The sequence below is a fragment of the Pseudomonas sp. JQ170C genome (genome assembly GCF_035581345.1).
In the GTDB taxonomy this organism is placed as follows: domain Bacteria; phylum Pseudomonadota; class Gammaproteobacteria; order Pseudomonadales; family Pseudomonadaceae; genus Aquipseudomonas.
Genome location: NZ_CP141608.1, coordinates 3,764,710 through 3,788,152 on the forward strand (window position 1 = coordinate 3,764,710; position 23,443 = coordinate 3,788,152).

Below are 23,443 nucleotides of genomic sequence, written 5' to 3' on the forward strand. Positions count from 1 at the left end.
CTTCCCCTTAGTCCCCGGTGTAGTTAATGCCACCGGCGCCCAGCCGGTTGCCGTCCTGGTAATTCGCCTCCGGCCCGGTGGCCTGAGGATTCTTCAACTGCTCAACCTGCTTCAGTACTGCGCGCAGATTCATGCCCAGCTGAGCTGCCAGCTCCCCCAGCGGCAGCTTCTGACTGGTCCATCGATCAATCCACCCCGATGCGTCGCATGCGTCACAGTCCAACTCATGGAAAACGCCCTGTACTACACCGCGGCCGCGGCAGCTTGGGCATTCGGCCAACTTGATCATGTGCTTCTTGAAGGTCGGCCCGTGGCACTTCCCTGTCATTTCAAATCCTCGCTAATAACTAATTCGGTAAGGTCGCCCGAAGCCCTGTCATTCGTGGCCTGTGGTGCATTCTGTGAAATTTCAAATAAGGCCTCTGTAAGGCGGTGAATGACTTTGAACCCGATCTGATCAAGCCAGCCGTGCCACTTTTCCAGTGCTACCCGACGCTGCTGCATGGCCTGGGTGTGGATGTAGGTGCTGGCGATCTTGCCGAGCGTGTGGTTGAGCAGCATCTCGCCGATGTGGCCGTCGATGCCAAGGTCAGTCCAGGTGCTGCGGGATACCTTGCGCAGGTCGTGACTGGTCCACTCGCCCTGCCCCAGCCGGGTGAAGACGGCACTGGCCTGGCTCTCGCTCAACGAGAAGCCGCGGCGGTTCGGGAACAAGTAAGCACCCGCATACCCTTGGGCTTGTTGGATAGCCCGGTACCGGACCAGTAGCGCCTTGAGCTGGTTGGTCAGTGGCAGGCGGTGCTCGGTGCGAGTCTTGGTGTTGGCCGCTGGGATGAACCACTCAGCAGCGGACAGCGAGATCTCGCTCCAGCGCGCCATGCGGGTCTCGCCGATCCGGGTGCCGTGGGCCAGCATCATTAGGGCCAGCATGGCGTCATCTGGTGTTGCCTCGAAGGCATGGGTCAGCTGCTGCATCAGCTCGGGCAACTGCACGTCACGCAAGCGCGCTGCCTTGGGCAGGATCTTGGCCTTGGTGAAGTCACTAAAGCGCATCCCGGCCATGGGGTTGCTGTCGATCAAGCCCAGCTGCAACGCCTGACGAAAGCCGGTCAGCAGCAGCGCGAACATCTGCCGCAGGTAGGACAGCGACACCTCGGCCTGACACGGCCACATCAACTGCTTGTCCAGTGATTCGCCATTCACCTCGGCCAGGGCCAGGTCATCCAGGCGCGGCTTCAAGTGCTGGGCGACAGCCGACCGGGCGGCGGCCTTACGCTTCGCGGACAGTGAGCGGTCGCGCGTCATGCGTTCGATGTACCAGTCGAGCAGCTGCCCCACGGTGGTTATGCCCGAAGCCACCGGTGCGGTCGCGGGGCTGCGCATCAGCCGCTGACGCAGTGCAGGCAGCTCAGCCAACATCGCCGCCACGCCCAGCTCCGGCCAGCGGGCAATCGGTACCCAGCGCTTGCCACGCACCAGATGCCAGGTACCGCGGTCCCGGGCGCTCCAGAACCGCAGGTACAGGCCCGGGTGACGTGGGTCACGCAGATCGCGCACCGACACGTCAGCGGCCTGGCGGCGCACTTCGGCCTCGCTGAACTTCACCGCCACCGTTGCGCTCATGCCGCCACCTTGGTCTGTGGTAGCAGCAGGTAGGCGCGGATCGCTTCAACCGCATCGATGGAGCCCCGGCAGACAATGGCCAGGTAGCCTTGAGTAATCAGCGCCTGGATGTAAGCGTCTTGACTGGCCGACACTGGCGCGTCAAACGGCGGCTTGGCCTTGAACTCGATGTACAGACCGAAGTACCCGCCGCGCGCCATCGGCAGTACCAAATCAGGCACGCCGGCCTTGACGCCCTGCTCTTTCAGCTTGGCCGCAACCAGCTTGTACCGGTGCCCGCCATTCGGGACGTGGTAGATCAACTTCGCAGCGGCCGGGAAACGCAATGCGAGCTCAGCCATCAACGCGGCCTGCTCCTGCCCTTCCCGGTCTACCGGCTTCTTACGCTGCGGCCTTGCAGCGAACACGCGGGGCTTGGCAGCTTTCAGCATCCGGCGACCACTCCCTCGCTGATCAGCACGGCCTGGGTGCGCATGACACCCTCCGCGTGGTACTGGCGAGCTTCTTCACGGCTGATCAACCGGCTGCGACTATCGCAAGCGTCATGGCAAGCGCTGCACGCCCAAGCGCCCTGCAGATCGTTCGGTTTCATGCCGACGCCGCAGGTCCCGGACATTCGGTAGTGAGCCAGCACGGTGGTTTCAGGATTGCCGTTGCACACACCGGGTATACGCACTTGGCACTCCCGGCCGCGCGCAGCTTTGGTCAGTTTGGATTGCTTCATGGATGCTCGTCCTTGTGAAGATCAACAACGATCCAGGTGGACGGCCACAGTCTGCCGCCATGGGCCCGGGCAACCTGCTCATCTCGGTAGATGGCAACAGGCGGCTCAGGCTTGTCAGAGAGACCGAACAAGTGGCTGCGGCAATACAGCGCCCAGCGATATTCGATAGGGTTGGGTGGCAGCAGCATTTGGTCGCTCATACACCCTCCATGCCGCGGTGCGACTCCCAGGTGAACGGCAACACGAATCCACCACCCTCACGGAGGCGATCAGCCGAGCGCTCGCCCATCGCGGCGGGCAGCTCGCTGGCGTCGAGGTTGGAGATCACGATGGTGGGCAGCATCCGTTCGTAGCGGCCATTGATGATCGAGAACAGCCGGCTCAACTCAAACTCGCCCGGCGATTCCTTGCTGGCACCGACCTCGTCCAGGACCAGCAACGTCGGACGGATCAAGGCGTCGAGGATGCTCCCTTCGCTCTGGCCAGAACTGCCGTCGAAAGTCGCGCGAATAGCTTGCAGGACACTGCCCAGCGTCCGGTAAGCGGCAGTGTGTCCGGTGGTGGCCATGACCGCTTGGGCGATGGAGACGCCAAGGTGCGTCTTTCCGGTCCCGGGGCGTCCGACCATGATCACGCTGCGGCCCACCGCAAGGTTCTGCTCGAACTGCTCGACGTAGAGCTTGCAGCGCGCCAACGCCTTGGCCTGCCCAGAGTTGCTGGCCTGGTAGGTATCAAACGTCTTGCCCTTGAAGCGCTTGGGCACCAGAGAGTCACCCAGCTTCCACGCCAGTTCCTGACGCTCGCGCTCGGCTGCTTCGACCTTCGACTTGGCCTGCTGCTCGGCCTTGCACGCTGGGCACTGCGAGCGGAAGGTGCGGCTAAGCACTTGGTGAGTGGTGGCCTGGTACTCGCCGTGCTCTTCGCACACCGCGATCGAATTGACCTGCGGGCCAGCCATGCTGGACAGGTGAACCACGTTTTCAGAACGCATAGGTACCATCCCCCCGCTCGGTCAGGCCGGCGTGATAATCGCGGTCGGCAAAGCCATGGTGGTTGGAGGCCGGAGCGCTCTTGCCCTGGGTCGCGAGCCGCTTGGTGACCCAGTCGACCTCGAAGCCCTGCCAGCCATTCTCGATCGCCATAGCCAGGGCTTTCGCCGGTTGAATACCGAAGGCCTTGCACTGTTCGAGCTTTGCATTCAGCCCGGACCAGATGCCGGCGCTCATGGAGGCCCGCTTAGCTTTGCGGAGAGCGAGGTAATCAGCGATCAGCGACTCGTCCAGAGCGTGCGGATTGTCGGCCAGCATCGCGGCTCTCCCGAACGGAGCCTTGCGCTCGTCTTTGGCCGGGGCCGGCACGCTGGGGGGAGATGTAATATCTTCCGAAGGAAGATTTACATAGGGGGTTTCTTTCTTGGAATAGAGAAGGGACTCGTCGGTTTTGGTCTGTTTGGCCTGCTCGCCGATTCGGACAACTTCAGCCGAATCAGACGATTTGGTCTGTTTCGGATCAGGGACGTAGACCCAATCTTTAGGGTCATTGACCCCGATGTCACCACGGGCCCCGCCCTCACGGTACAGCACGCGACGGCGCAGCAGGCTGGAGATCGCCTTCGACACGGTGTCAGGGTGAGCGTGAATAGCCTTGGCAATGTCGGTTGCCGGGATGCGTTGAGCACCGGCGCCGAAGTTGATGGTGGCCTTGGCCACGTACAGCACGATCTTCATCTCCCGGGCTGAGAGATCGATAGCCAGCAGGCCATCCATGAGCTGGTTGTCCATCCGGGTAAACCCCCTGGACTTGTCAATTTGGACGATGTTTGTCATGCTTCAACTCGTTCTAAAGCTGTAGAGAAAGCCGCCCTGCCAGGCGGTTTTTTTATGTCTGCGATTCAGGTACTGGACGAATGAACAGCAGGACGGTCTCACTACTGGCGCAAAGCCAGGTCACGCATAATTCTTCGTGTCAGGCGCCGGCACGGTGCAGAACCGGCCGACTCGGGAAAGGGCGAACTTCCTCGCCAGACATGGTCCCGTCGTCGTTTTCAATTACAAAAATGACTCGGCGCGTTTTCATGGCTTTGGCAATTGCGGGGGCGCTCACGTCGAGCCCCTTAGCCACAGCGGTCTGACCAATTCGCTCAACGAGCTCGGGCAGCAGTGTTCTGTTCATGACATTGCCTCGGTATTGAATGGCCTCGATATTAACCGCCGGTTACCGTTTGTTCAATACCGGCGGTTGAGGCGAATAAGTTAACCTCCGGTTAAATTTCGCGCATGACGAAAAAGAAAGATCTCTCCCCAGACCTCAAGGCCGAATGCGAAGCAGCAAAAAAGCTGTTCATGCAAAAAAAGAACGCCCTTGGGCTTACGCAGGCGAAGGTTGCCGAAGCTGCTGATATTTCTCCGGCCGGCGTAGCCATGTACCTGAATGGCACCAATCCGCTGAACGCCAAATTTGCTGCGGTTCTGTCTCGGCTGCTTGAAGAGCCGGTAGAACGATTCAGTCCTCGGCTCGCCTCGGAGATAGCACAGATGCGAGGCGCTCCAGCCAAGGGTCAGGTAGCCTCAACTGGAGCCGCTGAGAAAGTCTTGGAGATGCTTCGCAAGCATGGCGGCAAATCTCTGGATGCCGCTGCGCAGGACAAGATTGCGAAAGCCGTGGCGGACAGCCTTGCCGAGTCCTCACTACCAACTCCAGCGGGTGAGCATATGCCGGTTGCGGATGCGGTGGCGGCATGCCCTGGCGATATCTCAATCCCTCAGTACGACATCCGCGCCGCGATGGGGCACGGCCAGGTGCCGGCCGAGTACAGCGAGGTCATCCGGAATGTGGTGATTCGCGAGGAAGTGCTGCGGGAGAAAGGTGTAACCTACTCCGCGGCCCAGGCCCTGGCGATGATCACTGGATGGGGCCAGAGCATGGAAGGAACGATCAACGACAAGGATCCAGTAATCGTCGATCGAGGGGTAAACGACTATCAGGGCGAAGGCGTGTATGTGCTCACCTGGCATGGGGATCTGCTCATCAAACGACTACAGCGCCAGGATGAGGATCATGTCTGGCTGATATCTGACAATCGAAACTATGAGAAGCAGTCTGCACGGATTGATGACGTGACGATTCACGCCAAAGTCCTTCTCGTATGGAACGCAAGAAAAGTTTAAATAACAAGGAGTTATGCACATAGATGCGTAACATTTCGGGGCAGGAGCTTCCTAAAAGCTGCCTCAGTTTGAGAAAGTCACGGGGAGTTTATGCAACACAACGTACCGCCTTTGCCAAACGGGTTGATACCTGCACCTCCACCTCCAGTGCCTGTACCGCAAGTATTGAAAACGTTCGAGGTGGCGAGTGGTATCGCCAAATGGGCTGTGCAGCGAGGTCTGCTCCCCCAACTTCCTGCCGATGTTGATCAGGCCCATTTGGCAGCAGTCCAGCCAATAGCCCTTTCTGCAGATGCGGAACAGATCCTTCGGCATCGAGGTCTTGATTCGATTACCTTCAACGAGGTGAATCACACCGTTTACCTTTACACCACCCGAAAAGTCACTCAAAAAGAACTCAAGTCACTACCCCATGGGATCTATCGGAAGGGCTTGGCTTATCCGCACGGTGTGGTTGAGACGGTCGGAAAGGATCATCTGCGCAGCCAGGGTGCGACCTTTGCCATCCATCAAGCTGGCGGCCAAGACCGCTACACGTGCGGTTCTTCGATATCCCCAGGCAATGACGCATCTGCCGGCACACTGGGTGCTTTGGTCAAGCTTCCTGATGGACAGATCTACGGCTTAACCAACAACCACGTTAGCGCGTTATGTAGCCATGTTTTGCCAGGCACGCCAATCCTAGCTCCCGGTGTGATTGATGTTGGCCCCACCAGCATCCCGCCATTTACGCTAGGCTTCCATACTCGAGCGCTGGAAATGCACGTTGGGTCTGTTGGTAACGTAGACATCGCAGCGAACACGGATGCCGCACTCTTTTTGATCAGGAGTCTGGCTGATGTCTCATCGATGCAAGGACAGGCTTTTGACACCCCGATCGCGGTAGCTGACCCGGTTGAAGGTATGAAGATCGAAAAGGTTGGGCGAACGACAAGGCATACGAAGGGTCAAATAGTTAGTAGAGGCCTCCGCCCCACCGCCGTAAACTATTCAGCTCAAAGCTACGGTTTCAGCGGCACGATCTGGTTCGGGAGTGTTTTCACAGCTCACGGCATCGGTGCTGAGTTTTCTCTCTCAGGCGATTCGGGATCACTAGTGGTACAGGTGGACGACCATGGTAGAGCTATCGCCGCAGTAGGTATTGTCTTCGCGGGAGGTAACGACTCTTCGGCTCCTGGTGGAGCGAAGTCGCTAATTTTACCCATTCGGCCTATCCTTCAAGCGCTGGGAGCGACACTGGTAGGAGGACACAATGTCTAACGATGCGAGCCTGATGGTTGCCGCCGAGCATCTTCTCGAAGCTCTGGATGCCCCATCTGATCGCGCGATTTCCATCTCGACTTTTTATCGCCCGGGCCAGCCTCTGGCGATTAAAGTTTTCATATCTCCAGCTTTCAAACACCTTGCAAGCAAGGTGCCTAGGCAGGTGGATGGTTTTGATGTGCTCAGCGAGGTGGCGCCGCTGCCATCCGCATCTGGTTTTTGAAACGGCCCGCCTCGGCGGGCATTTTCATGCCTGTCAAAAAGGTACCTCCTCTTCCCGCTCCACCAAGTCGACATCCTCTCCCCTATCGATCACCCGATCGTCATCTGTCGGCGCATCCCATTTTAGGAAAACAGAGCCGTCATCGCAGAAGGTCATGTCTAGGCCGTCGGTTTCCAACAGTAACTCCATAATCGTCCCCCAATCCTGATCGCTGTCCGTGTCCAGACGGTGGATCAGCACCCTCCTATCTAGCTGCGCAAGCGGCGAATTGATCATCGCCGAAACGCGTAGCCCTAGCTTCTCCAGGCTTGTTAGCTCCTCTCTCTCAAATGGCGCCATGACTTTTTGTGCTGCTCCCATTTCCTACCCTCATAACTGTATATCCGTACAGCGTTGCGCGAGCTTAGCTGAACCGATCAGAAAAATAATTAACCGCCGGTATTGACGTAAAAAATACCGCCGGTTAACTTTGCCCCATCGCCGGATCACCACCGGCCAGCAACAAAGGCAGCGATGGACAGGCCTCAACTGTTCAGAGGGTTGGCAACTGACCCAGGCGTGCAGCGTAAAGCGCGAAATCAGTTATCCGGCGGACTAGGGTCGCGGTCGGAGAGAAAGAAACACCGGATTTCACTGGCTGGCCTTGGTGACAGGGCCAGACGGGAAATCAACCGCCCTGGAGGGCAAGACGATGCGCAACATCAACCAGTTCCGCAAACCAGGCGAAACCACAGAGCAGTTCCGCTCCCGCCGCGCTCGCGGCGTCTGCATGAACATTCAGGGCTGGATACAAGAGCAGCGCGAGCTGTTCGGTCTCTCGAAGGGTTACGCGGATCGCCCGAGCATCCGTGCGCAGTGGGAGAAATATCGCGCCCAGTACTTCGATCGCCTGGCCCTCGCCAACCCGCTTCCGTAGACAACCAGCGCCACGTCAGCCTGACGTTAACTGCCCGGTCACCTGCCCCGCAGGCCGCATCGGAGTGGGATCGGATGAGCTGCAAGCAAACAGCGGGGCGGCCACCTCGACGCGGATTAACCGGTCGATTGCCCAGCCTTCACGATCCCACCCCGATGCGGACGAGTACACACCGCGCAAGCGGCCCCCTGCATCACTTCTGCCAACTTGAGACGAAGTTGGGGCATTGCTGGATTTGCCATAGGACTCCAGCCCGATCACCTGGCACTCCCTACCACCAGGCTACATCGGTCGTGGCTCTCGCCCTCCCCTGGTCCGGGAGGTAACGGCAGCGAGTGTCACGACCAATGCAGCCACCCCGAGGATTCATCATGGAAACGATCACTGAGGGCTCATGGATAGGCCGCCTCGGCCTCGGTCTCGCACCCCGTGAGCTGCAATGCGTTCTCGCGGTCGCCCAAGGCATGACCGCAAAGGAAATCGCCAAGCTGCTCGGGATCGCCCCGGGCACTGTCGAGAAGCGACTGTCGGCCGCCATGTTCAAGCTCGGTGTGCTGCGGCGCACCGCCATGGTTGCCGAGGCTATGAAACGCCAGATCATCAGCCCGCTGTGCATCGTGCTCGCTGGCTTGATCGCCATGCACGCCGTAACTGGCGATGCCGACCCAATGCGCCGCGATCGCCGCGTTCCTGAGCGACGAATTGCCCAGGTCCGAATCATCCGCAAGGCCGAATCGTTCGACCTGCACGCCTGACACCTACCCGAGGAGTTCCCCATGCACCCAGCCATGCATCAGCGTGTGGAAGGCTTGGCCGCCCTGCGCGAACGCGCCATCCTGGCCACAGCCGACTTTTACGCCAAGATCAACCGCCCGGCACCAGCCCAGCAGGTCCGGTACCAGATCGTCACCAAGGGTAAGGCTTACCACATCGTGGACCTGGCCAGCGGGCAAACCAAGGGTTTTGCCTTCTCCTACCGCGCGGCAGTGAACTTCGCCCAGGCCATGGAGGCAGCTGCGAAGTGCAAGCTGGTCGGACGGCAATGATCGGCGACCCTATCCCACACCCTCGCATCCAGGCGCTTGAGCAACTGAACGCGAGCGTCGACAAGTTCTTCGCTGCCGGCGGCCAGGCCACAAAGGTCTCAGGGTTCCAGAACACTCCCCCGCCGATGCGATCCACGAAGGTTGATCCCGAAACCATCCTGAAACGTCGGCGCCGTCGGCCAAGCACCGCAGAGCGCGCCGTCCTGCGGAAGCTCGCGGAGGCTCTATGAGCAAGCGCAAACCGCACAACATGCGAGCCCGGATGGAGCGTGCCTGCCGGGCGCTGCTGGGCACCAACCATGTAGCCGTGGTGAATATCGACCCCAGCGGCCAACAGTGCCTGGTCAACTGGAAAAGCTGCAGCCGCATCCGGAGTCGCCAGATCGTCGACGCGATGTGCGATATCCCTCATCGCTGGACCATCTACCTGAGCGTCATGTGCGTTGGCACCAGCGGCGAGCAGTACTGCAAGTCTGTCGAGGTCGCGCCCCAGGGTAACTACCTGGCCTCACATCTCACTGACGTGATCGAAGCCACTTACACGGACCTGCGCGCTCAGTGCAATCCGCAGCATGTCGTGGCTTCCGGCTGGATCGCTATTCCCGCAGACCTGACGCTTGAAGAGGCTCAGGCCGCTGCAGTGTTCGAGGCCGTCGGCGCCTGGCGACAGCAGAAGGTCGCAGCATGAAAGGCATTTCTAACCGCGTTCGGCACGGCCGGCGCCAGCAACACATCAATCTGCCGCCCAGTGGGCTTGCAAAAGATCGAGGAGACGCGACGCATGAAAGTCGACCTTCCGGGCCAGTTCGACCTGCCTATCCAGGTGGCCCATCAATCGGCGCCAATGCCAACCGGTAGCAAGGAAGAGCTGGCCATGCGCATCGCCAAGGCTCTCGTCAAGTACGAAGCACGGCCTTCGGCGGCGATCTGGATCGAAATACAGGCCTGCGCCAGCGCAATCCTCAAGTAACCACCATGCCGCATCCGGCCACGGAGGGCGGCGCATGCATGGAGAAAGCCATGAGCAACTACAACTGCGACTACGTGCGCCGACATTACGGTGTGCCGGCCGAGATTGGCCGCCGAGTGATCGCCAACGGCGAGCCAGGTTTGATCCTGGCTGATCGCGGGCACTACATCGGCGTCATCCTCGACACCGACCCGAAGAAGCGCATCCGCAACTACCACCCGACTTGGGAGATGCAATACGGCGAGATGGCCGAGAAGCTGCCGCTTAAGCAGTGGGAAGTCCTAACCAACGGCATGTACGACTGGGACGACGTGAAGTACATGCTGGGCGATGCGCGCCACTACGTGAAGTACATGCTGGGCGATGCGCGCCACTACGTGCAGCGCATTTGGGCAGCCACTCGCAGCCAGGCCAAGTACCGGGCCTATCAAGAGCTGGCCGAGTGCTTCAACGACGACGCGACTGCCATGCTGACCTTCAAGGTCAGGGCCGCAGCCTGACTATCTGCCGCTAACAGCAAGCTTTCAGCGCTTAAAGGAAGAAGCTGCGGAAGCAATAATACCTAGCGTAACGCCAGCAAGGGCGATAGCCGCACCAGCGATAACCTGTCCATTCTGCTCAAACCATGAGTCGAACGTCTCCTGCGAAGGGGATGGCGCCTCAATCTCAATATCGCGCCATTTGAAGCGCATCTTGTCACCAGTTTTTGCGACAGAAATGTCATCTAGCTGAACCAGTGTGGGATCGATTCCTAACTTCACTGCCTCGGTTCTTAGCTTTTCAAGCATCGCCTCATTCGCATTTGTAGACATTGAATTGACTCCAGTCGAAAAATCACAGCGCTTATATGGCGGCAGGATGCCATCAGTCGTTGCCATGCGCAATCAGCCAACGCCTTCCCCTTGATCAACGATATGGTGGGGGTTGGTTATTTTTTCGATCCGCTCTCGAAGCTCCCAGAAACAAATGGCCAGCCTCCACGGTTCTTCTTTCCGGATTTCGCCATCGACTCAGCAACTCGCTCCCGCTCTAGCTTTTCGTAGAGCTTAGCCCGGTACTCGACCGGGGTTGACTCAAGCAATGCAGCAAGATCGTCGAACTGTTGCTTTTTCTTGAGCCGCTCGGCCCTGGTACGCCGTTCCTTTTTTGCCATCACGAATCTCCGTATCCGGCTCCATGCCGGGCTCTTCACCAAGACCCCACTTCAACGAATCACGCCACCCCGGTGAGGCATCCGAATGCCAGTCGCCTGGCGGAAGTCGCAGAGGCGGCGCCCTACGAAATTCACACCCCAAACCACAAAGGAATGACCATGAACAACTTTGGAAACATCACTGCGCACGGCACGCTTTATCTCTATCCAGAGCGACCGCCGCAAGACCTCTTCTGGATCGACCAACTGGGCCACACCAACTACTGGTGCTCAGTCCAGGGCGGCACATCGGGTACCTCTAAGACCCCACGTACAGAAAGCCGCCAGACACTTCCTGACTCCCCTGTTTCGTTCAACTGGATTCGCGGCAGCGCCAAGCACTCTATGGCAGGCCGGGTACGGGTCGAGAGCGCTCCATCCAGCGGTAAGGTTATCGTCGGTCAAATCCACGGACTGAACGCCCCGAACCCATTCCTGATGGTGATTTGGTGGAACGGCTTTGTCCGGATTGACGCACGCGATAAACCAAGTAGCACAACCCGAACGCTGTTGAAGAAGGCAATCCCACTGGGCCAGCCCTTTGAATACAGCGTCCAGGTTGATGCCTCCGGCGAGTTGAGTGTTCAGCTCGACACGTTGTCCGGCAGTGCAACAGTGAACACGGCCTGGGATAAGTTCCCGTTCTACTTCAAGGCCGGTTCCTATGTGATCGACAACGAAGGTCCGGCAACGGAAGGCGGCTGGGTGGTGTACGAGTCTTTCGACGTGTTCAACGGCGCGTTGCAACCCTAAAACTCAGTCAGCCGTAAAACCCAGTCATCATTGAGCTGACTGACCAGATCCTGGAAGCGTCCGAGTCAGGCCTCCCTGGCCGACTCTTCCAACTGGCCTAATCAACAAATCCACCATGCCGCACCTGGCCACGGAGGGAGGTGCATGGTGCGGCTACCCCTTTCGCCGAACGTCTTCGACTGCAGCGTGGTTGCCGATTACTGCCGTAAAGCTCCCTGTGAAACGGTGGCGCAGCTCTTTTGGCATCTCGAAGGAGAAGTGCACAAGCCAAGAACCATCGCCCAGTTGAATGGTTTCCCGGCGGTATCGCTCCACCTCAGCCACTTCGATTCCGACTTCAACTGCAACCTCTTGATTGGTTGGTTCGGTATCCATCGACTTCTCACCTCCGCTGCATTAAGTGACCTCTCGCAGATTTAGCGATAGCACATAGGCATCACAACCACCAATTTTCACGCCACTCCAGCGAGGGCGGTGCCTGCACGCAAGGACCACGACATGACTATTACGGAATACAAGCTGGCTCAGAAACAGTGCGGTCCATGAACTTTACTAAAAGCGCAATACATGTAGTGACAATCGGCGAGTGAGGATGCTTTCCCCATGGGTCAATAAGCCCAACGGCTGTAAGCAAAATTGCGACTTTTTCTAATTGATGCGTAATAAATTGATCCACATTTCCTTCGGGAACAGGCAATCCTTTAGAAGAAGCATAAAGCAATTCATTTCGATAAGTCGCCGCTTTCTCGATCATTGACCTAACCCTGTCAACCTCGGTCGTCTTCAAAAACTCGGCCATGTGTTCAATCAATACCGACTCCAGAGAGCTCGCACCTTCAACTCTTAAATTAAGTGGTGGATATGGGGTGACGGCGAAAGGGTGCGCCTTAAATGGAAGTACTATGTGCAACGCCAGTCGCTTACCCTCCGGCGCAATCTTGAGCACTAAGGATCTAAACGGCCAGTCCGGTATCTGTTGATGCGACTGGTACCACTCAACGACAAGTCTCACGAAAACGAAAACTGCATGTTTATGGGGGTGTGAAGTGAATTTAATTTTCTTTGCGCCGGGATACCTCAAAGTCTTAACGGAGTGAATTAGTGCGGCAGCTGCTTCTTCTTCAGCACAGATTGCACTAAATGCAGCCAGATTTGGGTGGGAGGTAACTAGGTCATTGGCTGATTTCAAATACTCAAAAGCATTCATCCCTGACCACTTTACCTGTGCCGTACAAGTTTCAATCACTTTACGCAACTCCGGCAATACATCCTCATTTGTTCTACTCACTTTCCCTCTCCACCACAGAACAGTTTTCCCGAGATTACCATGCCCACAGCAATCGACCTGTTCGCCGGCCTCGGCGGATGGAGCACCGGCGCGCGCGCCGCAGGCGTCCAGGTACTCTGGGCGGCAAACCACTGGCCTGAGGCCGTGAAATGGCACGCAGCCAACCACCCGCATGCAGAGCATGTTTGCCAGGACCTGCACCAGGCCCGGTGGGAGCAAGTTCCGAAGCATGACCTGCTGTTGGCCTCTCCGTGCTGCCAGGGCCACTCGAAGGCCCGGGGCAAGAAGTCAGGTAACCCGCAGCACGACTCATCGCGCTCGACAGCTTGGGCAGTGGTATCTGCACTGGAATTTCACCGACCCGAAGCTGCACTGGTAGAGAACGTCGAGGAGTTCACCGACTGGGCGTTGTACCCGGCCTGGGTGTCGGCAGTGCAGGCACTGGGCTACCAAGTTGCCCCGCACGTCGTGGACTGCGCCGACCTGGGCGTGCCGCAGCATCGAGTGCGGCTGTTCCTGGTCCTGACTCGCAGCAAGGCGCCACTGATGCTCGAGCTGCACCGGCGTCGACATGTGCCGGCGGCCAGCTTCCTTGACTTCGACGCCGGGCGATGGTCGCCAATCGAGAAACCAGGCCGGGCCCAGGCCACCCTCGACCGTGTACGCAACGGGCGGCAGCGATTCGGCGATCGATTCATCATGCCCTACTACGGCAAGGGCTCCGGCACCACAGGGCGCGACATCAACCGCCCGATTGGCACCATCACCACCCTGGACCGTTGGGCCTTGGTCGACGGCGACCGCATGCGGATGCTCAGCGCCACCGAAGCCCTGGCCGCGCAGTCGTTCCCAGCCGACACCCTGCGCCCGGATAGCCACCGCTTGACCATGCACATGGCTGGCAACGCGGTACCGCCGCTGGCCGGCCAGCGAGTCATTGAAGCGCTGCAGAAGTCCGCATAGTTACTCCGCAGTTTGAGCTGTGCCGGCAGATTTCAAATACGCCTTTACCCAGAAAGCAATCAATCCGATCGCAAGCAAAGGCCAAATTATAAGCGGGGCGCCGTCGGCAGGATCAAAAAGCATCGTGATGATCATCTTAAAGATCGTACTGATACCTACATCCACTGAGATCAACCTGACGCTTAGTAAGATCACCAGAAACGCCCAAATTGAAATAAATGCCGTACCCACCCATCCAAGGGTTTTTTGTACAAAAAGACTCTGCCCTGCGTTCATCTACAAATATCCAAGTCTGAAAAGCGGGAATCATACCGACGAGGTTTCTCCATGCCCACAGAAAACCGATCCAGCAACACCGAACAGATGGTCAGCGCCCGCGTGTGCGCTTACACACCAGGCCAATCGAAGGTCGAGCTTCAATTGATCCCACCCAGCGCTCTGCCATCTTGGCTTGAGCTAGGGCAGCAAGTCATAGCCCGGCCAGCCGCCCAGCACCAGGCAGACGGTTACAGCGCCGGTGACATGGCCGACCAAGGTGCCAAGGCGTTCGCTGCGCGTGATCCGGAAGTCAATGAGCTGCGCGCTCAGCTGGCGGAAGCTCAAGAAGTACTTCGGGATTGCATTGAAGTCGGCGAGCTTGATGCAGAAACACAGTGGAAGGCCGAGCGGGTATCGAAGGGGCGGCGGCTGTACGTTGATGACCGAGCCCTGGCATCCATCGCAGATCCGAGTGAGCCAGTTGAGCGCGACCAAGGCGTCCCTGGCACCTCCTTCCAGCGCCTAAACATGCTGGCCAATCAGGGCGAGTGACCATGACTCACACATGCTACCGCCGCGACCCGAACGTCAACGCCGTAACCGACATCGTGAGCGATGAGCAGGTGCAGGGCGTTTTTCAGGGAACGAACTTCGGCCACACCGATTACCGGGGGCTACTGGCCCAGGGCTGCATCAAGGCGCTGGCCGGGTGGCACCAAGGCCACACGATCACCACCATCCTGGAAGAGCTTCGCCTGATCAGTTGGAACAGGCAGGCCAGTAAGATCAAGGTCACCGCCAAAGGCCGGCACTATATCTGGCTGGCCTTCAAATGCCGCCCCGGCACTTAAGAGCACATTTGTACTCCTTCTGATTTAACCCCTCTCCCCTCTATTGAACAGCCGCGATATGGCGGCCAAGGAATCGTCATGCCTGAAGAAATCAAGCTGATCCAACGTGTGGCCGTCGAGCGTGACCAGGACGGCTGGTGGAGCCACCCGGACGAACCGGACTTCGATGAAGACCTCGCCGCCTTCAAGGCATGGCTCGCACAGCAGGGGCTGGAGTTGAAGCAGTGGCACATGGACGCGGATATCAACGACCACCACCCCTACGATGACGGCGAGTGCCATTGCCTCGGGTGGGATCCTGAATCCCCTGGCCACGATTGGTTCCTCCTCGGGATCTTCGACACCGAGGATGGTCCGTGCGTGAGCTGGGCGCGCCGTAAGGTGCAACCATGAGCCGCAGCGGATACAGCGACGACTGCGATGGCTGGAGCCTCATCTGCTGGCGAGGCGCGGTGAAGTCGGCCATCAGGGGCAAGCGCGGCCAGGCACTTCTGGTCGAGCTCCGTGATGCACTGGACGCCATGCCGGACAAGCGCCTGGTAACTGACACACTCGAAGCCGACGGCCAGTTCTGCACCCTCGGCGCGCTCGGCGCCAAGCGCGGCCTCGACATGACCAAGATCGACGCCCATGACCGCGAGAGCGTGGCGCAGGCCTTCGGGATCGCTGAGGCCATGGCTGCTGAAATCGTCTACGAGAACGACGAGAGCCCAGGCGAGCTCGTGCAGGAAGCGGATGGGAGGTGGAAGTTGCTCTCGGACACGCCTGAGCAGCGGTGGCGGCGCATGCGCGCTTGGGTCGAATCCAACATCCAGCAGGTGCAGCCATGATGCTCCTACCCATCGCCGCCCCGCTCTACATGGCCTGGCTCATCTGGAAGGGGCCGAGGCCATGAGCGCTGCAGCCAAAGTTCTCGACCCCTGCAGCGCCAGCCGAATGATGTGGTTCGACAAGCAGGATCAGCGCGCCCTGTTCGGCGACATCCGCGACGAGCAGCACCTGCTCTGTGATGGCCGGGTGCTGAAAGTCGAGCCGGATGTGCTCATGGACTTTCGGCGGTTGCCGTTCGAGGCCTCGACGTTTCGCCTGGTGGTTTTTGATCCTCCGCACCTGACCCGCGCCGGCGTCGATAGCTGGATGCGCGCCAAGTATGGAGTGCTCACCTCCGACTGGCGCGAAGACATCCGCAAGGGCTTCGCCGAATGCTTCAGGGTGCTGGAGCCCGAAGGAATCCTGATCTTCAAGTGGAACGAAACCCAGGTGCTGGTGAGTGAGCTGCTTTCCCTGACCGACGAAAAGCCCCTGTTTGGCCACAAGTCCGGTAAGCGTGAGAAAACGCACTGGATCACCCTCATGAAACGCCCCGCCTAACCCCTCCCCACCTCTGCCGCCATACGCGGCGTGGAGACCATCTCATGGAACATGCAAGCGAGTTTCTCGACGAGGAAGAGGTGGTGCGGATCACCGGCTACCAGCTCCCGAGCAAACAGATCGCGTGGCTGGCCAACAATGGCTGGCAGTACACGCTGACTGGGGCCAGGCGCCCAATCGTCGGCCGTGTATACGCCCGACTCAAGATGGCCGGAGTGAAACCAACTGCAACTAATGCCACAGCAGAAACCTGGGCACTTGACCTGTCACGCGTGGGATAGCAAATGCGCCATAGAAAGAAGGAAAACCGGGACCTGCCGGAGCGACTGCTTCGCAGGACCAGGAAGAGAAAGAAAGGGAAATTGTGGGTGGCGTACTACTACTGCGGTAGAGACGCTGAAGGAAGGAGGGTTGAAATCCCTTTGGGGCAGGACCTCGCGGAGGCCAAGCTAGAGTGGGCGCGCCTCGAGCAGAAAGCTATGCCGAAAGCGATGGCAACGATGGGCGAACTGTTCGACCGGTACGAGCGGGACATCATCCCGACCAAATCACCCCGCACCCAGAAAGACAACAAGTACGAGCTGGAGCGGCTGCGCAAGGCGTTCGCGGACGCGCCGATTGAGGCCATCACGCCACCGGTCGTTGCTCAGTACCGAGACGCCCGCACCGCGAAGACCAGAGCGAACCGGGAAATAGCCCTGCTCTCGCACGTTTTCACTGTGGCTATGGAGTGGGGATTCGCAGAGCGCAACCCATGCCTGGCTGTACGCAGGAATAAGGAAAAGGTGCGCGACTTCTACGCGGCCGACGACATTTGGGATGCGGTGTATGCCGAGGCAGATCAAGGCCTGAAAGACGCCATGGACCTGGCCTATCTGGCTGGCCAGCGCCCTGCGGACACATTGAAGTTCAGCACCGTCGACCTGGACGATGACTATCTCTGGGTTGATCAGAACAAGACCGACAAAAAGCTACGCATCCGGCGGCATGTGAATGGCGAACTGACCGGTTTGGGCTTGTTCATCGATGCGCTACTTGAACGTCGGAAGCTGCAAGGCGTCCGCAACTCACGCCTCATCACCAACGACTCTGGCCTGCGCATGAGCTGGGAAATGCTGAGGAACCGCTTCAGCGAAGCCAGAGACAAGGCAGCCAGGAAACTTGTCGCCGATGGCAACGCGGACCTGGCAGCCAAGGTTCGGCAATTTCAGTTTCGTGACATCCGGCCAAAAGCCGCTTCTGAGATAGAGGACCTTACCCAGGCTAGCAGGCTGCTCGGACACTCCAAGGAGGAGATTACCAAGCGCGTTTATCGTCGAGTTGGTGAGGTCGTCAGCCCGACAAAATAGATCGAGTTGCGGAACACATGCCTAAAGTTGCGGAACACTTTGCTTTTTCCAGCCCAAACGAAAAACCCCGCAGACGTTAATCTGCGGGGCTTTCAATAATGGAGGCCGAGGTCGGAATCGAACCGGCGTAGACGGATTTGCAATCCGGAGCATAACCACTTTGCTACTCGGCCTCAAATGCCCGAGACTCAAAAAAAGCAATCTCAAACATATACAACTCTTTAAGGAAACAACTCGCTAAAACCGCTATCTCCTTGAAAACGCTAGCCTTTTCAGCTACCTCGTTTTCGATGGACGCAATTATGTACTCATTCCTTTGTGCTGACAACCCCTTGAATTCAAAAAGTTTTATTTTTTTCAATCAAGGGCTCATACATGCCGCTGTGCCGGGGTTTACTCGCAGGATTCGGGGTGACGCCGGCCCGGCAAAGGGTCTTATCATACAGGTTATGCCCTGCCCCGTTCCGGATATCCGCACCGATGATGCAAACCGAACTGGATCTGTTCAACCCCACAAGCCCGCAGCCACCGCAGTGGGTCGCTGCGCGGGCGGTGGTGCTGCCCGGTTTTGCCTTGTCTACGGTACAGGCGTTGTTGCCAGCGTTGCGCAAGGTCATCGGCGATGCGCCGTTTCGCCATATGGTCACGCCGGGTGGGTTGAAGATGGCGGTGGGGTTGACCAACTGTGGGCACTTGGGGTGGGTCAGTGATGTTCAGGGCTACCGTTACAGTCCGGTCGATCCACTGAGTGGTCGTCCCTGGCCAGCGTTGCCCGATGCGCTGCTGACGCTGGCCAGTACTGCTGCCGCTGCCGCCGGGTTTGAAGAATTCGTACCCGATGCCTGCCTGGTCAATTGCTACCGCCCCGGTAATCGCTTGAGCCTGCATCAGGACCGCGACGAGCGCGACTTCACTCAGCCCATTGTGTCGGTGTCCCTGGGGTTGCCGGCGGTGTTTCTATTGGGTGGCCACAAACGCGGCGATCCCACCCAGCGTATCGAACTGCGCCACGGCGATGTGCTGGTCTGGGGTGGCGAGGACCGGCTGCGCTTTCATGGCGTGCAGCCTCTCAAGCCGGGGGTGCATCCGCTGCTGGGCAGTCGGCGGATCAACCTGACCTTGCGCAAGGCCGGATAACCCGCCCGATACCTTGACCGGCGCCTGGCCGCCGCTCCATGATCGGCCTCTTTCCCCGCCTTTCAAGGAACGATTGCATGAAGCTGGAAACCCTGGCCATCCACGCGGGCTTCAGCCCCGATCCCACCACCAAGGCCGTGGCGGTACCGATCTACCAGACCACCTCATTCGCCTTCGACGACACCCAACATGGTGCCGACCTGTTTGACCTGAAGGTCGCCGGCAACATCTATAGCCGCATCATGAACCCTACCAATGATGTGCTCGAACAGCGCATGGCCGCCCTCGAAGGCGGGGTCGGTGCGCTCGCGGTAGCGTCGGGCATGGCGGCCATCACTTATGCCATCCAGACCGTGGCCCAAGCCGGTGACAACATTGTTTCGGTGGCCAAGCTCTATGGCGGCACCTATAACCTGCTGGCCCACACCCTGCCGCGCTTCGGTATCCAGACCCGCTTCGCCGCCCACGACGACATCGCCGCGCTTGAAGCGCTGATCGACAGCAACACCAAGGCGGTGTTCTGCGAGTCGATCGGCAATCCGGCCGGCAACATCGTCGACCTGCAAGCGCTGGCCGATGCCGCCCACCGCCACGGCGTGCCGTTGATTGTCGACAACACCGTGGCCACTCCAATCCTGTGCCGGCCGTTCGAGCATGGCGCCGATATCGTCGTGCACTCGTTGACCAAATACATCGGCGGCCACGGCACCAGCATTGGCGGCATTGTGATCGACTCGGGCAAATTCCCCTGGGCCGATCACAAGGAGCGCTTCGCCCTGCTCAATACGCCCGACCCCTCCTACCACGGCGTGACCTACACAGAAGCCTTCGGCCCTGCGGCCTTTATCGGTCGTTGCCGGGTGGTGCCGCTGCGCAACACAGGAGCGGCGCTGTCACCGTTCAACGCCTTCCTCATCCTGCAAGGCCTGGAAACCCTGGCCTTGCGCATGGAGCGCCATACAGAGAACGCCTTGAAAGTTACCCATTACCTGCAGGCCCATGACCAGGTGGCCTGGGTCAAGTACGCAGGCCTGCCCGACCACCCCGAGCATGCGCTGGCCGTGCGTTACACCCAGGGCAAACCGGCTTCGATCCTGTCGTTCGGGATCAAAGGCGGGCAGGAGGCCGGTGCGCGCTTTATTGATGCACTGAAGCTGGTGGTACGGCTGGTGAACATCGGGGATGCCAAATCCCTGGCCTGCCACCCGGCCTCCACGACTCACCGCCAGCTCAATGATGAAGAGCTGGAAAAGGCCGGCGTGCCGCGCGACATGGTGCGCTTGTCGATTGGCATCGAGCATTGCGATGACATCATCGCCGACCTGAGCCAGGCGCTGGAGGCCAGCCGGCCATAACCTTGTAGGAGCGGGCTTGCCCCGCGATGCGATGTGCCTGACAGATCGCTATCGCGGGGCAAGCCCGCTCCCACATAGCTGTATATTCATACAGATAAAACTTGCCACTCCCGCCGATCCTGCGCATGCTATGCCCTCCCCCAGCCACAGAACGACACCTCGCCGGCATGCGCCTGTTTCTCTGCGAAAAACCCTCCCAGGCCAAGGATATTGCCAAGGTCCTCGGCGCCAACCGCCGCGGTGACGGCTGCTGGGTAGGCACCGATGTCACTGTCACCTGGTGCATCGGCCACCTGCTCGAAACGGCCCCGCCCGACAGCTACGACGCCCGCTACAAGCGCTGGGCCCTGGCGGATCTGCCGATCATCCCGAGCCAGTGGAAGATGCTGGTCAAACCCAAGACCGCCAGCCAGTTCAAGGCGGTCAAGCGTCTGCTCGGTGAAGCCCGGGAGCTGGTCATCGCCACCGATGCCGACCGCGAGGGCGAGATGATTGCCCGGGAGCTGGTGGAGCACTGCCGCTATCGCGGGCCGATTCGCCGGCTGTGGCTGTCGGCACTGGATGACGCCTCGATTCGCAAGGCACTGGCCGCGCTCAAGCCCGACAGCGAGACCTTCAGCCTTTACCATTCGGCCCTGGGCCGCTCGCGGGCCGACTGGCTGATCGGGATGAACATGAGCCGGCTCTTCACCCTGCTCGGACGTCAATCCGGCTACCAGGGCGTACTCCCCGTGGGCCGGGTACAAACCCCGACCCTGCGCCTGGTGGTTGACCGCGACCGCAGCATCGCCGACTTCGTGCCGGTGGCGTTCTGGGCCATCGATGTCCAGCTCGACAGCGCCGGCGCTCGCTTCACCGCGCAATGGCGCGCCGCCGAAGACGCCTGCGACGATCAGGGGCGCTGCCTCAATCAAGCCCTGGCCCGGCAGGCTGCAGCGGCCATCGGCAATGCGGCCGCTGCCCGGGTTGTAAAGATAGCCACTGAGCGCGTGCGTGAAGCCGCGCCCCTGCCCTTCGACCTCGGCACCCTGCAGGAACTGTGCTCGAAGAAGCTCGGCCTCGGCGCCCAGGAAACCCTCGACATCGCCCAGGCCCTGTACGAAACCCACAAGCTGATCACCTACCCGCGCAGCGACTGTGGCTACCTGCCGATAAGCCAGCACGCCGAGGCCCCGGCGATTCTTGCCGCCTTGCTGCGTGCCGATCCAAGCCTTGCGCCATTACAGGAACACCTGCAAGCCCAGCGCCGCTCACGGGCCTGGAACGACGCCAAGGTCAGCGCCCACCACGGCATCATCCCTACGGCCGCGGCCAGTGATCCCTCACGACTGCCGGCCAAGTACAAGGCGGTCTATACCCTGATTCGGGCCCGCTACCTCGCACAGTTCCTGCCCAACCACGAGTACGACCGTACCCAGGCCGACTTCGACTGCGCAGGCTTTGCCTTGCGCGCGGTGGGCAAGCAAATCGTCGAGCCTGGCTGGCGCCGCGCCCTGCCCGAAGCCCTGACCCCGGCCAAAGGCCGTGAAGCGCCGGTGGCCCAGGTGCTGCCGACATTGCGCGAAGGCCAGGACTGCGCCGTGGCCGAGGTCAACCTCAAAGACTTATGGACCCAGCCGCCGAAGCCCTTCACCGAAGGCGACCTGATCAAGGCAATGAAGAACGTCGCCAAGCTGGTAGACGACCCGCGTCTTAAACAAAAGCTCAAGGACACCACCGGCATCGGCACCGAAGCCACCCGTGCCGGCATCATCCAGGGCTTGCTGGACCGTGGCTACCTGGTCAAGAACGGCAAGGCCCTGAGCGCCACCCCGGCAGCCTTCAGCCTGATCGATGCGGTGCCGCGCGCGATTGCCGACCCGGGGACCACAGCGATCTGGGAGCAGGCTCTGGACATGGTCCAGAGTGGCGAGATGAGCCTGGAAGAATTCGTCGCCAAGCAGTCGACGTGGATGAGCAAGCAGGTGGAGCGCTGCGCCGGATTGAGCCTGACCATCAGCGGCCCGGCACCGGCGAGTGCGCCGTGGAAGAAGAAGCGCAAGAGCAACACCCGCAAACCCAAACCCAAAGCCAAACCGTAGGAGCGGGCTTGCCCCGCGATAGCGATCTGTCAGACACAGCGCATCGCGGGGCAAGCCCGCTCCTACGGTTTCAACGCCTGCAAGGTGTAGCTCAGCGGCAGCCGCCAGCGGTCCTGGCTCAATGCCCACTCGCCGTTGTCCTGCAGGCTCATCTGCCCCGGCAAGGCTTCCCAGGGGATGCTGTCATGCTCCACCAGTGCGGTGATCTGCAGGCCATGGCCCAGCAAGGCGCTGACGACCTCGCCCAGGCCGTGGTTCCATTCATGGGTGACGGTCTTGGTCAGCGGCGTGTCGGTCTGGACGTAGGTCTGGTCACTCTCCCAGAGCATCGGCGACTCACGCTCGAAGTACGGGTACTCGATCACAAGCTTGTCCCGATGATCCTCGTTCACGGCCAGCAACATCGGATGCCCTTCGCGCAAGAACAAGCGCCCTCCCGGCTTGAGCAACGCCGCCACGGTGCGCGCCCAGCGCTCGATGCTGGGCAGCCAGATCAACGCACCGATGCCGGTGTACACCAGATCAAAACTGCCGGCTGCCAGCACCTGGTCTGCGGCATACACATCCGACTCGACATACTCGATCGACGCCCCGCAACGCCCGGCCAGGGTACGGGCCTGAACCAGTGACTGCGCAGAGAAGTCCAGCCCCGTCACCTGGGCACCCAGTCGCGCCAGCGACAAGGTGTCGGTGCCGATATGGCATTGCAGGTGCACCGCCCGTGCTCCGCGAATGTCCCCTAGCCGTGGCAGGTCAAAACGCACCACCTCACTCAAATGTTCGGGGTCGGTAACGAACGCATCGACCTCATAGTCGCTGGACGCCGCATGCAGCGGCGCCCGCTCGTCCCAGCTCTGGCGGTTCAGTTCCATTGAGTCGTTCATGTCAGTCCTTGCGGGAGCAATTGCCGAAG

At 59.8% G+C, this 23,443-nt stretch carries 36 protein-coding genes and 1 tRNA gene; 22 read left to right on the forward strand and 15 right to left on the reverse strand.

The window, feature by feature from the left end; genetic code table 11:
• Nucleotides 1-7 precede the first annotated feature (7 nt).
• The 8 genes from U9R80_RS16940 to U9R80_RS16975 all read right to left on the reverse strand — a co-directional run bounded on the left by U9R80_RS16940 (nucleotide 8) and on the right by U9R80_RS16975 (nucleotide 4,519).
• A complete protein-coding gene (locus tag U9R80_RS16940; protein WP_301843204.1) occupies nucleotides 8-328 on the reverse strand; it encodes a hypothetical protein in 321 nt (106 codons plus the stop codon).
• The gene (locus U9R80_RS16945) at nucleotides 325-1,623 is read right to left on the reverse strand and encodes a tyrosine-type recombinase/integrase (RefSeq protein WP_301843203.1); all 1,299 of its coding nucleotides are present in this window, start codon (nucleotides 1,621-1,623) and stop codon (nucleotides 325-327) included. The genes U9R80_RS16940 and U9R80_RS16945 overlap by 4 nt, the downstream gene beginning before the upstream one ends.
• On the reverse strand, nucleotides 1,620-2,054 hold the full coding sequence (locus tag U9R80_RS16950; RefSeq protein ID WP_301843202.1) for a VRR-NUC domain-containing protein: 435 nt from the start codon (nucleotides 2,052-2,054) through the stop codon (nucleotides 1,620-1,622). Before U9R80_RS16950 ends, U9R80_RS16945 begins: the two co-directional genes overlap by 4 nt.
• On the reverse strand, nucleotides 2,048-2,347 hold the full coding sequence (locus tag U9R80_RS16955) for a DUF1364 domain-containing protein (RefSeq protein WP_301843201.1): 300 nt from the start codon (nucleotides 2,345-2,347) through the stop codon (nucleotides 2,048-2,050). The genes U9R80_RS16950 and U9R80_RS16955 overlap by 7 nt, the downstream gene beginning before the upstream one ends.
• Nucleotides 2,344-2,547 carry a hypothetical protein gene (locus U9R80_RS16960; RefSeq protein WP_301843199.1) on the reverse strand — a complete coding sequence of 68 codons (204 nt, stop codon included), beginning with the start codon at nucleotides 2,545-2,547 and terminating at the stop codon, nucleotides 2,344-2,346. The genes U9R80_RS16955 and U9R80_RS16960 overlap by 4 nt, the downstream gene beginning before the upstream one ends.
• Nucleotides 2,544-3,338 (reverse strand): ATP-binding protein, encoded by a 795-nt coding sequence (locus tag U9R80_RS16965; RefSeq protein WP_301843197.1) that lies wholly within the window; start codon nucleotides 3,336-3,338, stop codon nucleotides 2,544-2,546. Before U9R80_RS16965 ends, U9R80_RS16960 begins: the two co-directional genes overlap by 4 nt.
• Nucleotides 3,328-4,173 (reverse strand): replication protein, encoded by an 846-nt coding sequence (locus U9R80_RS16970; RefSeq protein WP_301843195.1) that lies wholly within the window; start codon nucleotides 4,171-4,173, stop codon nucleotides 3,328-3,330. Before U9R80_RS16970 ends, U9R80_RS16965 begins: the two co-directional genes overlap by 11 nt.
• A 139-nt stretch (nucleotides 4,174-4,312) precedes the next feature.
• A complete protein-coding gene (locus U9R80_RS16975) occupies nucleotides 4,313-4,519 on the reverse strand; it encodes a Cro/CI family transcriptional regulator (protein WP_301843192.1) in 207 nt (68 codons plus the stop codon).
• A 104-nt stretch (nucleotides 4,520-4,623) separates the two neighbouring features.
• On the opposite strand from U9R80_RS16975, the gene U9R80_RS16980 reads away from it, so the two are divergent.
• The 3 genes from U9R80_RS16980 to U9R80_RS16990 all read left to right on the forward strand — a co-directional run bounded on the left by U9R80_RS16980 (nucleotide 4,624) and on the right by U9R80_RS16990 (nucleotide 7,000).
• Nucleotides 4,624-5,514, forward strand: a complete 891-nt coding sequence (locus U9R80_RS16980) for a LexA family transcriptional regulator (RefSeq protein ID WP_301843191.1) — start codon at nucleotides 4,624-4,626, stop codon at nucleotides 5,512-5,514.
• 90 nt (nucleotides 5,515-5,604) lie between these two features.
• On the forward strand, nucleotides 5,605-6,774 hold the full coding sequence (locus U9R80_RS16985) for a hypothetical protein (protein ID WP_301843189.1): 1,170 nt from the start codon (nucleotides 5,605-5,607) through the stop codon (nucleotides 6,772-6,774).
• Complete coding sequence (locus U9R80_RS16990; protein ID WP_301843188.1) at nucleotides 6,767-7,000, forward strand: hypothetical protein; 234 nt, start codon at nucleotides 6,767-6,769, stop codon at nucleotides 6,998-7,000. The genes U9R80_RS16985 and U9R80_RS16990 overlap by 8 nt, the downstream gene beginning before the upstream one ends.
• 33 nt (nucleotides 7,001-7,033) lie before the next feature.
• On the opposite strand, the gene U9R80_RS16995 is transcribed toward U9R80_RS16990, so the two are convergent.
• On the reverse strand, nucleotides 7,034-7,360 hold the full coding sequence (locus tag U9R80_RS16995) for a DUF1654 domain-containing protein (RefSeq protein WP_301843186.1): 327 nt from the start codon (nucleotides 7,358-7,360) through the stop codon (nucleotides 7,034-7,036).
• Between the two features lie 331 nt (nucleotides 7,361-7,691).
• On the opposite strand from U9R80_RS16995, the gene U9R80_RS17000 reads away from it, so the two are divergent.
• From U9R80_RS17000 to U9R80_RS17025, 6 genes are all read left to right on the forward strand, one after another.
• Nucleotides 7,692-7,916, forward strand: a complete 225-nt coding sequence (locus U9R80_RS17000; protein WP_301843184.1) for a hypothetical protein — start codon at nucleotides 7,692-7,694, stop codon at nucleotides 7,914-7,916.
• 371 nt (nucleotides 7,917-8,287) lie between these two features.
• On the forward strand, nucleotides 8,288-8,671 hold the full coding sequence (locus tag U9R80_RS17005) for a response regulator transcription factor (protein ID WP_324803339.1): 384 nt from the start codon (nucleotides 8,288-8,290) through the stop codon (nucleotides 8,669-8,671).
• A gap of 21 nt (nucleotides 8,672-8,692) precedes the next feature.
• A complete protein-coding gene (locus U9R80_RS17010; RefSeq protein WP_301843449.1) occupies nucleotides 8,693-8,962 on the forward strand; it encodes a hypothetical protein in 270 nt (89 codons plus the stop codon).
• A gap of 226 nt (nucleotides 8,963-9,188) precedes the next feature.
• Nucleotides 9,189-9,650, forward strand: coding sequence for a hypothetical protein (locus tag U9R80_RS17015; RefSeq protein ID WP_324803341.1), 462 nt, complete (start codon nucleotides 9,189-9,191; stop codon nucleotides 9,648-9,650).
• A gap of 93 nt (nucleotides 9,651-9,743) precedes the next feature.
• Nucleotides 9,744-9,932, forward strand: a complete 189-nt coding sequence (locus tag U9R80_RS17020) for a hypothetical protein (RefSeq protein WP_301842938.1) — start codon at nucleotides 9,744-9,746, stop codon at nucleotides 9,930-9,932.
• A gap of 50 nt (nucleotides 9,933-9,982) precedes the next feature.
• On the forward strand, nucleotides 9,983-10,432 hold the full coding sequence (locus U9R80_RS17025; RefSeq protein WP_301842939.1) for a hypothetical protein: 450 nt from the start codon (nucleotides 9,983-9,985) through the stop codon (nucleotides 10,430-10,432).
• A 24-nt stretch (nucleotides 10,433-10,456) separates the two neighbouring features.
• Here the strand turns inward: U9R80_RS17025 and U9R80_RS17030 are convergent, their stop codons facing one another.
• Both U9R80_RS17030 and U9R80_RS17035 read right to left on the reverse strand, forming a co-directional pair.
• A complete protein-coding gene (locus U9R80_RS17030) occupies nucleotides 10,457-10,810 on the reverse strand; it encodes a hypothetical protein (protein ID WP_301842941.1) in 354 nt (117 codons plus the stop codon).
• 50 nt (nucleotides 10,811-10,860) lie between these two features.
• The gene (locus U9R80_RS17035; protein WP_301842942.1) at nucleotides 10,861-11,085 is read right to left on the reverse strand and encodes a hypothetical protein; all 225 of its coding nucleotides are present in this window, start codon (nucleotides 11,083-11,085) and stop codon (nucleotides 10,861-10,863) included.
• A gap of 159 nt (nucleotides 11,086-11,244) precedes the next feature.
• On the opposite strand from U9R80_RS17035, the gene U9R80_RS17040 reads away from it, so the two are divergent.
• Both U9R80_RS17040 and U9R80_RS17045 read left to right on the forward strand, forming a co-directional pair.
• A complete protein-coding gene (locus U9R80_RS17040) occupies nucleotides 11,245-11,877 on the forward strand; it encodes a polysaccharide lyase family 7 protein (protein ID WP_301842943.1) in 633 nt (210 codons plus the stop codon).
• 144 nt (nucleotides 11,878-12,021) lie between these two features.
• Entirely contained in the window at nucleotides 12,022-12,297 is a 276-nt protein-coding gene (locus U9R80_RS17045) for a hypothetical protein (RefSeq protein WP_301842944.1), read from the forward strand.
• 85 nt (nucleotides 12,298-12,382) lie between these two features.
• On the opposite strand, the gene U9R80_RS17050 is transcribed toward U9R80_RS17045, so the two are convergent.
• Nucleotides 12,383-13,165, reverse strand: a complete 783-nt coding sequence (locus tag U9R80_RS17050; RefSeq protein WP_301842945.1) for a hypothetical protein — start codon at nucleotides 13,163-13,165, stop codon at nucleotides 12,383-12,385.
• Between the two features lie 39 nt (nucleotides 13,166-13,204).
• Between U9R80_RS17050 and U9R80_RS17055 the strand changes: the two genes are divergently transcribed.
• On the forward strand, nucleotides 13,205-14,128 hold the full coding sequence (locus U9R80_RS17055) for a DNA cytosine methyltransferase (protein WP_301842946.1): 924 nt from the start codon (nucleotides 13,205-13,207) through the stop codon (nucleotides 14,126-14,128).
• Here U9R80_RS17055 and U9R80_RS17060 read toward each other — a convergent pair whose 3' ends face one another.
• Complete coding sequence (locus U9R80_RS17060) at nucleotides 14,129-14,404, reverse strand: hypothetical protein (protein WP_301842947.1); 276 nt, start codon at nucleotides 14,402-14,404, stop codon at nucleotides 14,129-14,131.
• A gap of 51 nt (nucleotides 14,405-14,455) precedes the next feature.
• Here U9R80_RS17060 and U9R80_RS17065 point away from each other — a divergent pair, with 51 nt between their 5' ends.
• The 7 genes from U9R80_RS17065 (at nucleotide 14,456) to U9R80_RS17095 (ending at nucleotide 17,957) form a co-directional block, all read left to right on the forward strand.
• A complete protein-coding gene (locus tag U9R80_RS17065; RefSeq protein ID WP_301842948.1) occupies nucleotides 14,456-14,938 on the forward strand; it encodes a hypothetical protein in 483 nt (160 codons plus the stop codon).
• A gap of 2 nt (nucleotides 14,939-14,940) precedes the next feature.
• Complete coding sequence (locus U9R80_RS17070) at nucleotides 14,941-15,237, forward strand: hypothetical protein (RefSeq protein WP_301842949.1); 297 nt, start codon at nucleotides 14,941-14,943, stop codon at nucleotides 15,235-15,237.
• Nucleotides 15,238-15,315: 78 nt separating this feature from the next.
• Entirely contained in the window at nucleotides 15,316-15,630 is a 315-nt protein-coding gene (locus U9R80_RS17075) for a hypothetical protein (protein WP_301842950.1), read from the forward strand.
• Nucleotides 15,627-16,067, forward strand: a complete 441-nt coding sequence (locus U9R80_RS17080; protein WP_301842951.1) for a hypothetical protein — start codon at nucleotides 15,627-15,629, stop codon at nucleotides 16,065-16,067. Before U9R80_RS17075 ends, U9R80_RS17080 begins: the two co-directional genes overlap by 4 nt.
• Before the next feature lie 61 nt (nucleotides 16,068-16,128).
• Complete coding sequence (locus U9R80_RS17085; protein WP_301842952.1) at nucleotides 16,129-16,608, forward strand: class I SAM-dependent methyltransferase; 480 nt, start codon at nucleotides 16,129-16,131, stop codon at nucleotides 16,606-16,608.
• A gap of 44 nt (nucleotides 16,609-16,652) precedes the next feature.
• On the forward strand, nucleotides 16,653-16,889 hold the full coding sequence (locus tag U9R80_RS17090; RefSeq protein WP_301842953.1) for a DUF4224 domain-containing protein: 237 nt from the start codon (nucleotides 16,653-16,655) through the stop codon (nucleotides 16,887-16,889).
• A 3-nt stretch (nucleotides 16,890-16,892) separates the two neighbouring features.
• Nucleotides 16,893-17,957 (forward strand): integrase, encoded by a 1,065-nt coding sequence (locus U9R80_RS17095; RefSeq protein ID WP_301842954.1) that lies wholly within the window; start codon nucleotides 16,893-16,895, stop codon nucleotides 17,955-17,957.
• Between the two features lie 99 nt (nucleotides 17,958-18,056).
• Here the strand turns inward: U9R80_RS17095 and U9R80_RS17100 are convergent.
• Nucleotides 18,057-18,130 (reverse strand) — tRNA-Cys (locus U9R80_RS17100).
• 307 nt (nucleotides 18,131-18,437) lie between these two features.
• Between U9R80_RS17100 and alkB the strand changes: the two genes are divergently transcribed.
• The 3 genes from alkB to U9R80_RS17115 all read left to right on the forward strand — a co-directional run bounded on the left by alkB (nucleotide 18,438) and on the right by U9R80_RS17115 (nucleotide 22,530).
• Nucleotides 18,438-19,094, forward strand: a complete 657-nt coding sequence (alkB, locus tag U9R80_RS17105) for a DNA oxidative demethylase AlkB (RefSeq protein ID WP_301842955.1) — start codon at nucleotides 18,438-18,440, stop codon at nucleotides 19,092-19,094.
• A 77-nt stretch (nucleotides 19,095-19,171) separates the two neighbouring features.
• Nucleotides 19,172-20,449, forward strand: coding sequence for a bifunctional O-acetylhomoserine aminocarboxypropyltransferase/cysteine synthase (locus U9R80_RS17110; protein ID WP_301842956.1), 1,278 nt, complete (start codon nucleotides 19,172-19,174; stop codon nucleotides 20,447-20,449).
• Between the two features lie 167 nt (nucleotides 20,450-20,616).
• The gene (locus tag U9R80_RS17115; RefSeq protein WP_301842957.1) at nucleotides 20,617-22,530 is read left to right on the forward strand and encodes a DNA topoisomerase III; all 1,914 of its coding nucleotides are present in this window, start codon (nucleotides 20,617-20,619) and stop codon (nucleotides 22,528-22,530) included.
• A gap of 62 nt (nucleotides 22,531-22,592) precedes the next feature.
• Here U9R80_RS17115 and U9R80_RS17120 read toward each other — a convergent pair whose 3' ends face one another.
• Complete coding sequence (locus U9R80_RS17120) at nucleotides 22,593-23,414, reverse strand: class I SAM-dependent methyltransferase (RefSeq protein ID WP_301842958.1); 822 nt, start codon at nucleotides 23,412-23,414, stop codon at nucleotides 22,593-22,595.
• Between the last annotated feature and the right edge of the window lie 29 nt (nucleotides 23,415-23,443).

Coding starts and splice junctions, on each gene's coding strand:
- U9R80_RS17120 (WP_301842958.1), bottom strand. CDS start 23,414: ATGAACGACTCAATGGAACTGAACCGCCAGAGCTGGGACGAGCGGGCG.
- U9R80_RS17040 (WP_301842943.1), top strand. CDS start 11,245: ATGAACAACTTTGGAAACATCACTGCGCACGGCACGCTTTATCTCTAT.
- U9R80_RS17075 (WP_301842950.1), top strand. CDS start 15,316: ATGCCTGAAGAAATCAAGCTGATCCAACGTGTGGCCGTCGAGCGTGAC.
- U9R80_RS17005 (WP_324803339.1), top strand. CDS start 8,288: ATGGAAACGATCACTGAGGGCTCATGGATAGGCCGCCTCGGCCTCGGT.
- U9R80_RS16955 (WP_301843201.1), bottom strand. CDS start 2,347: ATGAAGCAATCCAAACTGACCAAAGCTGCGCGCGGCCGGGAGTGCCAA.
- U9R80_RS17070 (WP_301842949.1), top strand. CDS start 14,941: ATGACTCACACATGCTACCGCCGCGACCCGAACGTCAACGCCGTAACC.
- U9R80_RS16975 (WP_301843192.1), bottom strand. CDS start 4,519: ATGAACAGAACACTGCTGCCCGAGCTCGTTGAGCGAATTGGTCAGACC.
- U9R80_RS17085 (WP_301842952.1), top strand. CDS start 16,129: ATGAGCGCTGCAGCCAAAGTTCTCGACCCCTGCAGCGCCAGCCGAATG.
- U9R80_RS16940 (WP_301843204.1), bottom strand. CDS start 328: ATGACAGGGAAGTGCCACGGGCCGACCTTCAAGAAGCACATGATCAAG.
- U9R80_RS17035 (WP_301842942.1), bottom strand. CDS start 11,085: ATGGCAAAAAAGGAACGGCGTACCAGGGCCGAGCGGCTCAAGAAAAAG.
- U9R80_RS17025 (WP_301842939.1), top strand. CDS start 9,983: ATGAGCAACTACAACTGCGACTACGTGCGCCGACATTACGGTGTGCCG.
- U9R80_RS17030 (WP_301842941.1), bottom strand. CDS start 10,810: ATGGCAACGACTGATGGCATCCTGCCGCCATATAAGCGCTGTGATTTT.
- U9R80_RS16985 (WP_301843189.1), top strand. CDS start 5,605: ATGCAACACAACGTACCGCCTTTGCCAAACGGGTTGATACCTGCACCT.
- U9R80_RS16965 (WP_301843197.1), bottom strand. CDS start 3,338: ATGCGTTCTGAAAACGTGGTTCACCTGTCCAGCATGGCTGGCCCGCAG.
- U9R80_RS16960 (WP_301843199.1), bottom strand. CDS start 2,547: ATGAGCGACCAAATGCTGCTGCCACCCAACCCTATCGAATATCGCTGG.
- U9R80_RS17000 (WP_301843184.1), top strand. CDS start 7,692: ATGCGCAACATCAACCAGTTCCGCAAACCAGGCGAAACCACAGAGCAG.
- U9R80_RS17110 (WP_301842956.1), top strand. CDS start 19,172: ATGAAGCTGGAAACCCTGGCCATCCACGCGGGCTTCAGCCCCGATCCC.
- U9R80_RS17065 (WP_301842948.1), top strand. CDS start 14,456: ATGCCCACAGAAAACCGATCCAGCAACACCGAACAGATGGTCAGCGCC.
- U9R80_RS16945 (WP_301843203.1), bottom strand. CDS start 1,623: ATGAGCGCAACGGTGGCGGTGAAGTTCAGCGAGGCCGAAGTGCGCCGC.
- U9R80_RS16980 (WP_301843191.1), top strand. CDS start 4,624: ATGACGAAAAAGAAAGATCTCTCCCCAGACCTCAAGGCCGAATGCGAA.
- U9R80_RS17090 (WP_301842953.1), top strand. CDS start 16,653: ATGGAACATGCAAGCGAGTTTCTCGACGAGGAAGAGGTGGTGCGGATC.
- U9R80_RS17060 (WP_301842947.1), bottom strand. CDS start 14,404: ATGAACGCAGGGCAGAGTCTTTTTGTACAAAAAACCCTTGGATGGGTG.
- U9R80_RS16995 (WP_301843186.1), bottom strand. CDS start 7,360: ATGGGAGCAGCACAAAAAGTCATGGCGCCATTTGAGAGAGAGGAGCTA.
- U9R80_RS17015 (WP_324803341.1), top strand. CDS start 9,189: ATGAGCAAGCGCAAACCGCACAACATGCGAGCCCGGATGGAGCGTGCC.
- U9R80_RS17020 (WP_301842938.1), top strand. CDS start 9,744: ATGAAAGTCGACCTTCCGGGCCAGTTCGACCTGCCTATCCAGGTGGCC.
- U9R80_RS17080 (WP_301842951.1), top strand. CDS start 15,627: ATGAGCCGCAGCGGATACAGCGACGACTGCGATGGCTGGAGCCTCATC.
- U9R80_RS17095 (WP_301842954.1), top strand. CDS start 16,893: ATGCGCCATAGAAAGAAGGAAAACCGGGACCTGCCGGAGCGACTGCTT.
- U9R80_RS16990 (WP_301843188.1), top strand. CDS start 6,767: ATGTCTAACGATGCGAGCCTGATGGTTGCCGCCGAGCATCTTCTCGAA.
- U9R80_RS17045 (WP_301842944.1), top strand. CDS start 12,022: ATGGTGCGGCTACCCCTTTCGCCGAACGTCTTCGACTGCAGCGTGGTT.
- U9R80_RS16950 (WP_301843202.1), bottom strand. CDS start 2,054: ATGCTGAAAGCTGCCAAGCCCCGCGTGTTCGCTGCAAGGCCGCAGCGT.
- U9R80_RS17115 (WP_301842957.1), top strand. CDS start 20,617: ATGCGCCTGTTTCTCTGCGAAAAACCCTCCCAGGCCAAGGATATTGCC.
- U9R80_RS17055 (WP_301842946.1), top strand. CDS start 13,205: ATGCCCACAGCAATCGACCTGTTCGCCGGCCTCGGCGGATGGAGCACC.
- U9R80_RS17010 (WP_301843449.1), top strand. CDS start 8,693: ATGCACCCAGCCATGCATCAGCGTGTGGAAGGCTTGGCCGCCCTGCGC.
- U9R80_RS16970 (WP_301843195.1), bottom strand. CDS start 4,173: ATGACAAACATCGTCCAAATTGACAAGTCCAGGGGGTTTACCCGGATG.
- alkB (WP_301842955.1), top strand. CDS start 18,438: ATGATGCAAACCGAACTGGATCTGTTCAACCCCACAAGCCCGCAGCCA.